General features: G+C 61.1%; 10 protein-coding genes. 6 read left to right on the forward strand and 4 right to left on the reverse strand.

The window, feature by feature from the left end:
- Window positions 1–252 precede the first annotated feature (252 nt).
- Window positions 253–1950 (reverse strand): AMP-binding protein, encoded by a 1698-nt coding sequence (locus ACLH0I_RS19225; RefSeq protein ID WP_411385118.1) that lies wholly within the window; start codon window positions 1948–1950, stop codon window positions 253–255.
- A gap of 355 nt (window positions 1951–2305) precedes the next feature.
- Between ACLH0I_RS19225 and ACLH0I_RS19230 the strand changes: the two genes are divergently transcribed.
- The 4 genes from ACLH0I_RS19230 to ACLH0I_RS19245 are packed head-to-tail and all read left to right on the forward strand — an operon-like array spanning window position 2306 to window position 7866.
- The gene (locus ACLH0I_RS19230; protein ID WP_411385119.1) at window positions 2306–3469 is read left to right on the forward strand and encodes an isovaleryl-CoA dehydrogenase; all 1164 of its coding nucleotides are present in this window, start codon (window positions 2306–2308) and stop codon (window positions 3467–3469) included.
- 11 nt (window positions 3470–3480) lie between these two features.
- The gene (locus ACLH0I_RS19235; RefSeq protein WP_411385120.1) at window positions 3481–5088 is read left to right on the forward strand and encodes a carboxyl transferase domain-containing protein; all 1608 of its coding nucleotides are present in this window, start codon (window positions 3481–3483) and stop codon (window positions 5086–5088) included.
- A gap of 13 nt (window positions 5089–5101) precedes the next feature.
- Window positions 5102–5920, forward strand: coding sequence for a gamma-carboxygeranoyl-CoA hydratase (locus ACLH0I_RS19240; RefSeq protein WP_411385121.1), 819 nt, complete (start codon window positions 5102–5104; stop codon window positions 5918–5920).
- Window positions 5917–7866 (forward strand): acetyl/propionyl/methylcrotonyl-CoA carboxylase subunit alpha, encoded by a 1950-nt coding sequence (locus ACLH0I_RS19245; RefSeq protein ID WP_411385122.1) that lies wholly within the window; start codon window positions 5917–5919, stop codon window positions 7864–7866. The genes ACLH0I_RS19240 and ACLH0I_RS19245 overlap by 4 nt, the downstream gene beginning before the upstream one ends.
- 29 nt (window positions 7867–7895) lie before the next feature.
- Here the strand turns inward: ACLH0I_RS19245 and ACLH0I_RS19250 are convergent, their stop codons facing one another.
- A complete protein-coding gene (locus ACLH0I_RS19250) occupies window positions 7896–8543 on the reverse strand; it encodes a LexA family protein (RefSeq protein ID WP_250965211.1) in 648 nt (215 codons plus the stop codon).
- A 130-nt stretch (window positions 8544–8673) separates the two neighbouring features.
- On the opposite strand from ACLH0I_RS19250, the gene ACLH0I_RS19255 reads away from it, so the two are divergent.
- The gene (locus tag ACLH0I_RS19255) at window positions 8674–9015 is read left to right on the forward strand and encodes a DUF6124 family protein (RefSeq protein ID WP_250965210.1); all 342 of its coding nucleotides are present in this window, start codon (window positions 8674–8676) and stop codon (window positions 9013–9015) included.
- A 493-nt stretch (window positions 9016–9508) separates the two neighbouring features.
- Window positions 9509–10660 (forward strand): M14-type cytosolic carboxypeptidase, encoded by a 1152-nt coding sequence (locus tag ACLH0I_RS19260; RefSeq protein ID WP_411385123.1) that lies wholly within the window; start codon window positions 9509–9511, stop codon window positions 10658–10660.
- A gap of 178 nt (window positions 10661–10838) precedes the next feature.
- Here ACLH0I_RS19260 and ACLH0I_RS19265 read toward each other — a convergent pair whose 3' ends face one another.
- Window positions 10839–11375, reverse strand: coding sequence for a cytochrome b (locus tag ACLH0I_RS19265; RefSeq protein ID WP_250965208.1), 537 nt, complete (start codon window positions 11373–11375; stop codon window positions 10839–10841).
- Window positions 11372–12454 carry a catalase family peroxidase gene (locus tag ACLH0I_RS19270; RefSeq protein ID WP_250965207.1) on the reverse strand — a complete coding sequence of 361 codons (1083 nt, stop codon included), beginning with the start codon at window positions 12452–12454 and terminating at the stop codon, window positions 11372–11374. The genes ACLH0I_RS19265 and ACLH0I_RS19270 overlap by 4 nt, the downstream gene beginning before the upstream one ends.
- Between the last annotated feature and the right edge of the window lie 156 nt (window positions 12455–12610).

The raw sequence follows: 12610 nt of genomic DNA on the forward strand, positions 1-12610 counted from the left end.
CCGGATGGGGATCGCCAAAAACAGCAGTAAAGGGCCACGGCTGCCAATAACAACAACAGGCCGCCCCTCAATAATAAAAAAGAGCACGCGACGACAAAATTAAAGGGGAGCTTCGGCTCCCCTTTGTGCTGTCTGGCGTTTGGGTTTTTCGTGTGGGAGCGAGCTTGCTCGCGAAGGGGCCCGGACAGTCAATATCAATGTCGACTGACACACCGCTTTCGCGAGCAAGCTCGCTCCCACAGGAGATTTTGCTCAGCCTTCTCTATCACGCAGTTCTTCGATGCTGATTTCGCGCATGCGGAATTTCTGGATCTTGCCGGTGACCGTCATCGGGAATTCTTCGACGAACTTGAAATGACGCGGCGTCTTGAAATGGGCGATGCGTTCCTTGCACCAGGCTTGCAGCGCTTGCTCGGAGGCGCTGTGGCCGGGGTGGAACTTGATCCACGCCACGATTTCTTCGCCATAGCGCGAACACGGAATGCCGATCACTTGCACATCCGCCACCGCCGGATGGGTGAAGAAGAACTCCTCCAGCTCGCGCGGGTAAATATTCTCCCCGCCACGAATGATCATGTCCTTGTTGCGCCCGACGATGCAGACGTAACCCTGCTCGTCCATGGTCGCCAGGTCGCCGGTGTGCATCCAGCCCTGGGCGTCGATGGCATCGGCGGTGCCCTTGGGGTTGTTCCAGTAGCCGAGCATCACACTGTAGCCACGGGTACACAATTCGCCGACCGCGCCATGCGGGACGACCTGGCCTGCCTCATCGATAATCTTGCTTTCCAGGTGTGGCTGGGTGCGGCCGACGGTGGTCACCCGCAGCTCCAGTTCGTCTGAAGGACCGGTCTGCAACGACACCGGACTGGTTTCCGTCATGCCGTAGGCAATCTGCACCTCAGCCATGTGCATCTCGTTGATGACCCGCCGCATCACTTCGATCGGACATGTAGCCCCAGCCATGATGCCCGTGCGTAGGCTGGACAGGTCGAAGTCGCCCCGCTGCGGCTGGTCCAGCAGGGCGATGAACATGGTCGGCACGCCATACAGCGCGGTGGCTTTCTCCTCGGCCACGGCCTTTAGCGTCAGCAACGGGTCGAAGGCATCGTTGGGGTAGATCATGGTGCTGCCATGGGTCATGCAGCCCAGGTTGCCCATGACCATGCCGAAGCAATGGTAAAGCGGCACCGGGATCACCAGCCGGTCGCCAGCCGTCAGGCCCAGGCTTTCGCCGACCATGTAACCGTTGTTGAGAATGTTGTGGTGGCTGAGGGTCGCGCCCTTGGGAAAGCCGGTGGTGCCGGAGGTGTATTGGATATTCACTGGCTGATCGAAGTGCAGGCTGGATTGGCGCTCGGCCAGTTGTCCAGGCGCCACCGCCGCCCCCAGGGCGGCCAGTTGTGACCAAGGCAGAAAGCCTGACGGGGGTTGGGGATCGAGGCTGACTACACCGCGTAAATCCGGCAGGCGTTCGCTCTGCAACTGGCCGATGGATTGTTCCGCCAGCTCCGGTGCCAGCGCTTGCAACATGGCGTGGTAATCCGAGGTCTTGAACGCCCCGGCACACACCAGCCATTGGCACCCGGACTGTTTGAGCACGTATTCGAGTTCGGAGACTCGATAGGCCGGATTGATATTGACCAGAATGACGCCGATCTTCGCACTGGCGAACTGGCTGATGCACCACTGGGCGCAATTGGGCGCCCACACGCCGAGACGGTCGCCGGTTTTCAAGCCCAGCGCCAACAAGGCCCGGGCGTGCAGATCGACGGCCTCAGCCAGTTGCCGCCAGGTGTAACGCAACGATTGATGACGAACCACCAACGCCTCGCCCTCTGGATAACGGGCCACGGTCTGGTCGAAAACCTCGCCAATGGTTTGTGCCAGCAAGGCCTTGTCCTGCGAGCCGCGGGTGTAGCTGAGCTGCGAATGCGAACCGGGTTGATCCATGACGCCCCCTCTTGTCTTTATTAGTGGGTGTAGCGGTGGAACCTCATGCACAAATGCCGTTGTGGCTGGTAGGAGCTGTGTAGGAGCTGTCGAGTGCAACGAGGCTGCGATCTTTTCCAAAGACACTTGAATCCCAAGCGAAAGATCAAAAGATCGCAGCCTTCGGCAGCTCCTACACGCGCTCGAGCGGGAGCAAGCTCCCTCGCCACAAAAGCTGATCCAAAACACCCGTACTCTGGCTTAAGTTGACGTTAACGTAAAGGGCGATTGACAGCCTCTCGTCGCAGGCTTACGTTAACGTAAAGGTAGAGCATTTTCCGCTCTCCGCACCCGATAAAAAAGCCAAAGGTGTCCCATGAGCTACCCATCCCTGAATTTTGCCCTCGGCGAAACCATCGACATGTTGCGCGACCAGGTGCAGGCCTTCGTCAAGGCCGAACTGGCGCCTCGCGCAGCGCAGATCGATATCGACAATCTGTTTCCCGCTGACATGTGGCGCAAATTCGGTGACATGGGCCTGCTGGGCATCACCGTACCGGAAGAATATGGCGGCGCCGGCCTGGGCTACCTGGCCCACGTGGTGGCGATGGAAGAAATCAGCCGCGGCTCGGCCTCGGTCGCCCTCTCCTATGGCGCCCATTCCAACCTCTGCGTGAACCAGATCAACCGCAACGGCACTCACGAACAGAAAACCAAGTACCTGCCCAAGCTGATCAGCGGCGAACACATCGGCGCCCTGGCGATGAGCGAACCGAACGCCGGCTCCGACGTGGTCTCCATGAAACTGCGGGCCGACAAGCGCGGTGACAAATACGTCCTCAACGGCAGCAAGACCTGGATCACCAATGGTCCCGATGCCAACACCTACGTGATCTACGCCAAGACCGACCTGGAAAAAAGCGCCCACGGCATCACTGCTTTCATCGTCGAGCGCGACTGGAAAGGCTTCAGCCGCAGCAACAAGTTCGACAAGCTCGGCATGCGCGGCTCCAATACGTGCGAGCTATTTTTCGATGACGTCGAAGTGCCGGAAGAAAACATCCTCGGCGCCCTCAACGGTGGCGTGAAAGTCCTGATGAGCGGCCTCGACTACGAGCGCGTGGTGCTGTCCGGCGGACCGACCGGGATCATGCAAGCCTGCATGGACCTGATCGTGCCCTACATCCACGACCGCAAACAGTTCGGCCAAAGCATCGGCGAATTCCAGCTGATCCAAGGCAAGGTCGCCGACATGTACACCCAGCTCAACGCCAGCCGCGCCTACCTGTATGCGGTGGCCCAGGCTTGCGAGCGCGGCGAAACCACCCGCAAGGACGCCGCCGGGGTGATCCTCTACAGCGCCGAGCGCGCCACGCAAATGGCCCTCGACGCGATCCAGATCCTGGGGGGCAATGGCTACATCAATGAATTCCCCGCCGGTCGCCTGCTGCGGGACGCCAAGCTGTATGAAATTGGCGCTGGTACCAGTGAGATTCGTCGGATGTTGATCGGCCGCGAACTGTTCAACGAAACCCGCTAACGGAGCTGACCATGGCCACGCTGCACACTCAGCTCAACCCACGTTCCCCGGAGTTCATCGCCAACCGCGATGCGATGCTCGGACACGTCGAAGCCCTGCGCACCCTGCTCGCGCACATTCGCCAGGGCGGCGGACCCAAGGCTCAGGAACGGCATGCTTCGCGAGGCAAATTGCTGCCCCGTGAGCGCATCAACCGATTGCTGGATCCGGGCTCGCCGTTCCTGGAGATCAGTCCATTGGCGGCCCATGAAGTCTATGGCGAAGACGTGCCGGCGGCCGGCGTGATTGCCGGCATTGGCCGAGTGGAAGGCGTCGAATGCATGATTGTCGCCAATGACGCGACGGTCAAAGGTGGCTCCTACTATCCGTTGACGGTGAAAAAACATCTGCGCGCCCAGACCATCGCCCAGCAGAATCGCCTGCCGTGCATTTACCTGGTGGATTCAGGCGGCGCCAACCTGCCGCGCCAGGATGAAGTGTTCCCGGACCGCGAGCACTTTGGCCGGATCTTCTTCAACCAGGCCAACATGAGCGCCCTGGGTATTCCGCAGATTGCCGTGGTCATGGGTTCCTGCACCGCTGGCGGCGCTTATGTGCCGGCCATGGCGGACGAGGCGATCATGGTCCGCCAGCAAGCGACGATTTTTCTTGCCGGCCCGCCACTGGTAAAAGCCGCCACCGGTGAAGTGGTCAGCGCCGAAGACTTGGGCGGCGCCGATGTGCACTGCAAGATTTCCGGCGTGGCGGATCACTATGCCGACAGCGACGAACATGCCCTGGCCCTGGCCCGGCGCAGCGTGGCCAACCTCAATTGGCGCAAACTCGGTGAGTTGCAGCGTCGCCAGCCCATCGCCCCGCTGTATTGCAGCGATGAGCTGTACGGCGTGGTGTCGGCCGATGCCAAGCAGCCGTTCGATGTGCGGGAAGTGATCGCGCGCCTGGTGGACGGTTCGGTGTTCGATGAGTTCAAGGCGCTGTTCGGCACGACCCTGGTGTGCGGTTTCGCTCATTTGCACGGCTACCCGATCGCAATCCTGGCCAACAATGGCATCCTCTTCGCCGAGGCCGCGCAGAAAGGCGCGCACTTCATCGAACTGGCCTGTCAGCGCGGGATCCCGCTGCTGTTCTTGCAGAACATCACCGGTTTCATGGTCGGGCAGAAATACGAAGCCGGTGGCATCGCCAAGCACGGCGCAAAACTGGTGACCGCGGTGGCCTGCGCCAAGGTGCCGAAATTCACCGTGATCATCGGCGGCAGTTTCGGCGCGGGCAACTACGGCATGTGCGGCCGCGCCTATGATCCACGGTTCCTGTGGATGTGGCCGAACGCGCGAATTGGCGTGATGGGGGCCGAGCAGGCGGCCGGCGTGCTGGTGCAAGTCAAGCGTGAACAAGCCGAACGCAGTGGCCAGCCCTTCAGCGCCGAGCAGGAAGCGGAGATCAAGCAACCGATCCTCGATCAGTACGAAGAACAGGGTCACCCCTATTACTCCAGCGCACGGCTGTGGGACGACGGCGTCATCGACCCGGCCCAGACCCGCGATGTACTGGGCCTGGCCTTGTCCGCGTCACTGAACGCGCCTATCGAACCGAGCCGCTTCGGCGTGTTCCGGATGTAAACGGGGAATGACCATGGAAAACTTCAACACCCTCGAACTGCACACCGACCCACGGGGCGTCGCCACCCTGTGGCTCAGTCGCGAGTCGAAGAACAACGCGTTCAACGCGGAAATGATCCGCGAACTGATCCTCGCCCTCGATCACGTCGGCAGCGATCCAAACCTGCGTTTCCTGCTGATCCGCGGTCGCGGCAAGCATTTCAGCGCTGGCGCCGACCTGGCCTGGATGCAGCAATCGGCCGAGCTCGACTACCACACCAATCTCGACGACGCCCGGGAACTGGCTGAGCTCATGTACAACCTGGCCAAGCTGAAGATCCCAACGCTGGCCGTCGTCCAGGGTGCGGCGTTCGGTGGCGCGCTGGGGCTTATCAGTGCCTGTGACATGGCCATTGGCGCCAATGAAGCACAGTTTTGCCTGTCGGAAGTGCGCATTGGCCTGGCGCCGGCGGTAATCAGCCCGTTCGTGGTGCAAGCCATCGGCGAGCGGGCGGCGCGTCGGTATGCCCTGACAGCAGAACGCTTCGACGGGCAACGTGCGAAAGAGATCGGTTTGCTGTCGGACAGTTACCCTGCCGAGACCCTGGACCAGCAGGTCGAACAGTGGATCGACAACCTGTTGCTCAATAGCCCGGCGGCCATGCGCGCCAGCAAGGAACTGCTGCGTGAAGTCGGCAGCGGCGCCCTGACCCCGGCGCTGCGACGCTATACCGAAAACGCCATCGCCCGCATCCGCGTCAGCCCGGAGGGCCAGGAAGGCCTGCGGGCCTTTTTGCAAAAGCGTGCGCCGAACTGGCAAGCCGAATCGAATAACAAGGAGTCGCGTCGATGAGCGCCCCTGCCCTCACCACGTTGCTGGTGGCCAATCGCGGCGAAATCGCCTGCCGCGTGATGCGCACCGCCAAGGCCATGGGCCTGGCCACCGTTGCCGTCCACAGCGCCACCGACCGTGATGCCCGCCACAGCCGTGAAGCCGACATTCGCGTGGACCTGGGCGGCAGCAAGGCTGCCGACAGTTACCTGCAAATCGACAAATTGATCGCTGCAGCGAAAGCCAGCGGTGCCCAAGCCATCCATCCCGGTTATGGCTTTCTGTCCGAGAACGCCGGATTCGCCCGGGCGATTGAAAACGCCGGGCTGATTTTCCTCGGCCCACCGGCCTCGGCCATCGACGCCATGGGCAGCAAATCGGCGGCCAAGGCCTTGATGGAGACCGCCGGCGTGCCGCTGGTGCCTGGCTATCACGGCGAAGCCCAGGACCTGGAGACCTTTCGCGACGCCGCCGAGCGCATCGGCTACCCCGTATTGCTCAAGGCCACCGCCGGCGGTGGCGGCAAGGGTATGAAAGTCGTCGAAGACGTCAGCCAACTGGCCGAAGCCCTGGCCTCGGCCCAGCGTGAAGCGCTGTCCTCGTTCGGCGATTCACGGATGCTGGTGGAAAAATACCTGCTCAAGCCGCGCCATGTGGAAATCCAGGTATTTGCCGACCAACACGACAACTGCCTGTACCTCAACGAGCGCGATTGCTCGATCCAGCGCCGCCACCAGAAAGTCGTGGAAGAAGCCCCCGCGCCCGGCCTGACCCCGCAACTGCGCCGGGCCATGGGTGAAGCCGCGGTGCGCGCGGCCCAGGCGATCGGTTATGTCGGGGCCGGTACGGTGGAGTTCCTGCTGGATGCCCGGGGCGAATTTTTCTTCATGGAGATGAACACCCGGTTGCAGGTCGAGCACCCGGTCACCGAAGCGATCACTGGGCTGGACCTGGTGGCCTGGCAGATTCGCGTCGCCCAAGGCGAGCCATTGCCGCTCACTCAGGCGCAAGTACCGCTGCGCGGCCACGCCATCGAAGTGCGGTTGTATGCCGAAGACCCGGCCAACGATTTCCTGCCCGCCACCGGGCGGCTGGCGTTGTATCGCGAGTCGGCCGAGGGGCCGGGGCGGCGAGTCGACGGCGGGGTTGAAGAAGGCGATGAAATCTCGCCGTTCTACGACCCGATGCTCGGCAAGCTGATCGCCTGGGGTGAAGACCGCGAGCAGGCGCGCTTGCGGCTGTTGAGCATGCTCGACGAATTTGCCATTGGCGGGCTGAAGACCAACATCGGCTTCCTGCGACGGATCATCGCCCACCCCGCCTTCGCAACGGCGGAACTGGACACCGGATTTATCCCACGTTACCAGACGCAATTACTGCCAGAGCCCGGCGAATTGGATGACGCGTTCTGGTTCGCCGCCGCCCAAGGGTTCGCCTTGAGCCTGACCCCACGTGTACGCGGCGATGATGCCGGCTCACCCTGGGCCAGCACCACCGGGTTGCGTCTGGGGCTGCCCAGGGAAACCAGCTTGCACCTGAACTGCGAAGGCCAGGATCGCGCACTGACGCTGGACAGCACCGTCTGTTGCGCGGAACTCAAGGGTGAGCAACTGACGGTCGAGCACCACGGCCTGCGCCGCAACCATCGGGCCATTCGCCAGGGCGACAGCTTGTACCTGCAATGGGAAGGTGACCTGCACCGGATCGACCTGTACGACCCGCTGGCCGTCGCCGAAGCCAGCCACAGCCATCAAGGCGGCCTGGTGGCGCCCATGAACGGCAGTATCGTGCGGGTATTGGTGAATGTCGGCCAGGCTGTGGAGGCCGGGGCTCAACTGGTGGTGCTGGAAGCCATGAAAATGGAGCACAGCATTCGTGCGCCCCAGGCTGGCGTGATCAAGGCGCTGTACTGCCAGGAAGGCGAAATGGTCAACGAGGGCAGTGCCTTGGTGGCGTTCGAAGAATAGGCATCGGCCCGCTCCCCGGGCCGATCCAGTCAGAACCTGATGGTGGCCTGTACCACCACACCGATGATGCGGCATTGCTCGGTGTACAGGTTTTTCGGGTAAGTCGGATTGAGTGGAACCAGGTAACGCTGCCCGCTCTCTTCGATCAATTTGCGAAAGGTCGCGTCACTGCTGCCGGGTAGGCAGGCGACCACCAATTTGCCGGGCACCGCCTCGATGGCCGGATCCACCAGGATCGACATGCCCTCGGGAATGCTCAACCCGCTGGGTGCGGTCATCGCATCGCCCATCACCACCAGCCAGAATGCATCGCCCAGGGCGTGGTAGTCCGTCAGTTCGTAGCGCGCCTGGCTGTAAGCGCCAGGATCACCTTCACGAACTTCGCCCACCTCGTGCCACTCACTGACCGGGTAGCGGAAGTACGGGTTGTACTTCTGCGCCAGGGCCATGCCTTCTTCGGTGGAGGTGTCCGGCTCGCGGATCACCATCGCCACTTCCAGAAACTCCAGCCCCAGCTCCCGCAGGACCCGGTTCATGTCTGCGACACTGGGCTGCCGGCGCTTGGTCAGCCAATGGCCGACGCCGCCCTGGGACATGCCCAACCGCTCTGCGAGCACCACTTGCGTGATGTGCAGCTCCTTCATCTTGGCCTTGACCAACTCTATCCATTTATCCATGTGCGGCACGATACGTGGGTGACCCCGACCCTCAAAACACAAATTGTAGTATTTAAATTGTCGTCACAATTACGGTAAGTACTATTCTGGATTCAGGAGTTCAGCCCCACACACGGAAATTTTCATCACCATGGACACACCCAATACAGACCAGCCCAGCAGCCCTTTCGACGGTACATTCCCTTCGCTGCAGGATTGCCCGGCGGCCAAACGCGCCCTCGACTACTACTTGAAACCAGGTGTTTCACCAGCCCAGACAGAACATCGCTTCTTCGAGGTCAGCCGCAGCGTCAGCGCGGAAGAAGCCCTTGTCCACGCCTGCGACCTGTTGCGCTGCGCAGCGGCGACCGCCCATGAGTCGGCCAGCCAGTTGGAGGGTTCGAGTCGTGACCTGGCGTTTTCGGTGGTGCACATGATCGATCTGGTCAAGGTGATGCTTGACCGATCCCTGGATGGCTACCCTACTCGCTAGCGGTAACCCTTTGGAATGTCGTCGCGAATGCGGACGAAGAGAAAAATTTCCAATCGATGCGATCAAATCATTTGACTTCCAAATGATAATGATTATTATTGCATCAGCTGGTCGCGAGATCAGTCGATAGACCAGAAGACCTTAGGTCGGACTTCTGGAATATCTCCTCATCAGGCTAATCACGGTTTTTGACCCGGCTTTTTGCCGGGTCTTTTTTTGCCGATTTTTCGGCTTATGTCTTCAGGCTAATGAAGTCTTTCAGGGTGCTGCCAATTCGATGGCGGCGATCATAACAAATGAATATCTGTTTACAAGAGTCCCCTCGTTACACCGGCGAAAACTATCGACAACCAGCACTTGAGAATCAATTGCAGACTCTCTAAGCTGGCCTCGCGTCCAGGGAGGACGCCCCCTCCTTTACCTGATGCAAATCGTCCCGGTTTCGCCTTTCTTGCGTGTAAAGTAACGGACATGTAAATCCTTTCCAGGAACCGTGACCGTGGCTAAATCTTCCTTTGATATCAGTGCCAATTTCGACAGCGGCAACATCGAGGTCGTCGACATCAGCAACCCGTTGCAGTCGTTGCTCAAGATCAGGCCCGACACCCGCAGCGCCCATTTCCAGTGGTTCCATTTCAAGGCCAGCGGCTTGCACGTCGGCCAGGAATATTCCTTCCGCCTGCTCAACGCCAGTCAATCGTCCTATAACAAGGCCTGGACGGGCTACCAGACCGTTGCCTCCTACGATCACGTCAATTGGTTCCGCATTCCGACCCAGTTTGAAGGCGACGCCCTGCGCTTTCACCTGGAGGCCGAACAACCCCACGCCTGGTTCGCCTACTTCGAACCCTACAGCCGTGGCCGCCATGACTGGCTGATCGAGCAGGCGCAGCACAAGTCCGGCACCGAGCTGTTGGCCGTCGGTAAAAGCGTGGAAGGCCGGGACATTCAACTGCTGCGCAAGGGCAGCGGCGCCGAAGGCCGGCGCAAAGTCTGGATCATCGCCCAGCAGCACCCCGGCGAGCACATGGCCGAATGGTTCATGGAAGGCGTGATCGAACGCCTCCAACAGCATGACGATGCGCAACTGAACCGGTTGCTCGCCAAGGCCGATTTGTACCTGGTGCCGAACATGAATCCGGACGGCGCCTTCCATGGTCATCTGCGGACCAACGCAATGGGCCAGGACCTCAACCGTGCCTGGCAGAACGCCAGTCCGGAAATCAGCCCTGAGGTCTTTTTCGTCCAGCAGCAAATGGAAAAGTATGGCGTCGATCTGTTTCTCGATGCGCACGGCGATGAGGAAATTCCCCACGTCTTCACCGCCGGTTGTGAAGGTAACCCGGGCTACACGCCACGCATCGCTGAGCTCGAAGAGCGCTTTCGCAGCCAACTCAAGCACCAGACCAAAGACTTCCAGACCGCTCACGGCTACACCCGCGACGAACCGGGCCAGGCCAACATGACCCTGGCCTGCAACGCAATCGGGCAAAAATATGACTGCCTGTCCCTGACCCTGGAAATGCCATTCAAGGACCACAACGATCACCCGAACCCGATCACCGGTTGGTCCGGCAAACGCTCGATGCAACTGGGCAAGGATGTGTTGAGCACCATCGAGGCCATGGTGGACGAATTGCGCTGAGCCAACGACCTGATCATCTCCCTAGTCTAAGGTGAACACCTGTGGCGAGGGAGCTTGCTCCCGCTCGGCGGCGCAGCCGTCGTAAACCGGCTGACGCAATCTGCCTGAAAGATTGCGTCAGCCCATTTGGGGCGGCTGCGCCACCCAGCGGGAGCAAGCTCCCTCGCCACAGGGTTCATCAACCCTTGCCGCGCAACATACTGTCCAACACCTCATCCCGGCGCACCCACGCGTGAAACAGCGCCGCCGCCAGATGCACCACCACGGTCACGAACAACAAATAAGCCAGGTACCCATGGGCCTTGCGCAGCAGCGCGAACGTCTGGGCGTGGGCAGGCAGGATTGAAGGCAGTTGCAACGAGTCGCTGAGCATCACCGGGTCCCCCGCCGCCGAAATCATGCCCCAGCCCAACAGCGGCAGGATCAGCATCAAGGCGTACAACAACACATGGGAGGCGTTTGCCGCCAGCACTTGCCAGCCCGGCAGATCCGCCGGCAGCGGCGGTTGACGAGTGGTAAAGCGCACCAGCAGACGGACGATCACCAGCAGCAAAATCGCGATCCCCAATGGCTTGTGCAATTGCAGCAGCCATTCATGGCGTTCGGACACCGAGGCGACCATGCCCGCGCCGATAAACAGCATGGCGATGATCATCAGAGCCATCAACCAGTGGAGCAGTCGGGCCAGCGGAACAAAGTGACGAGGGGCGCTCATGGGCGGGACTCCTGGGTGGCGGGCAATTGGCTCACTTCGCTGGTACGGCGCAGATAGGAACTGGCATAGGCGGCGGAGCGCGCGACCAGCAGCGGATCGTCAGAACCTTCGATCCCTTGGGGCAGGATCAGCGGGTCATAGTTGATGTCGCGGCATTCGCCGTTGTCCTGGGCCTGGGTGCGCTCCAGCACCAGCGTGCCGGCATTGACCACCTTGCGGTCAGCGGGCCAGGCCTTGCTGGCGTCGTTCACCGGATCCCCCGGGTTGGCCAGGGTGATGTTCAACTGCCAACGCAACGGCCCGGCGGCAAGACGCTTCGCCAAGTCTTGTTCGAGGAAATCAGCACCCTGGGGCGGCGTCGCATCCGCTGCGTCCTGGCTCAGCGGCACCACGCCCCAGCGCACGGCCTGGCGCTGGCCGGCGGAGTTGACCAGATAGAACGCGTTAATGCCGTTGTAGGTTTCGGTGGCATAGCTGGCCGACGGCTTGGCGGTCTTGATCCATTGCAGGAACGGCACCGCTTCGGGGTGCGCGGCAAAAAACGCCGGCACGGCCGCAGGGTTCGGTTTTCCAGTGGCAGGGTCCGGCGACTGGGCTTGCTGGAATTGGTAGAACGCTTCGACCGTGCCCACCGGAAACACCGGCATGCTGTTCATGCCGGTGCGCCATTGTTGGCCGTTGGCCTGGGTAAAACGCAGCGCCAGGCTGCGAATCGGCACACTGCCGTCCGGTGCATAGGGGTTGCCACTGGGCAAGGCAAAACGCCCGATTACCGGCGTCTGCGGCTGCGTGAACACCTGGGCACTGGAATAGGCGCTGGCCTCGCCCGTGCTTTGGAAATAGCCCGCGACACAGACACCTTTGGAGTGGTTGCGTCGAAAGCCCGGATGCGTGCCATTGTTTTTTTCCAGGACATTGACCAGCGCGTCCGGCGTCAAGCGCTGCGGGTCGAGGCTGCCATTGACGTAGGCAAACGCCCCGGCCAGCGCGGCAACAATCACCGCGATACCGCTCAGACGCAGGGTCAGGGCGGCGGCACTCAAGGGCGGCCGGCTCGATGAGGGTGAAGGATCAACCATGAGAAAGCTCCAGGGCGTGAGGTCGTTCGTTGGAAAGGACCCGTCAGACGAAGGCCCGCCAGGTTTATTCCCACGCCTCGTATTTATTTTTCCTGCACTGGAATAATCTCGTTCGCGGGGCGTCTTTCCAGTCCCGGCGCAGTGACTGCCTACAGA

This window comes from Pseudomonas sp. MPB03 (genome assembly GCF_046605385.1).
GTDB lineage: Bacteria > Pseudomonadota > Gammaproteobacteria > Pseudomonadales > Pseudomonadaceae > Aquipseudomonas > Aquipseudomonas zanjanensis.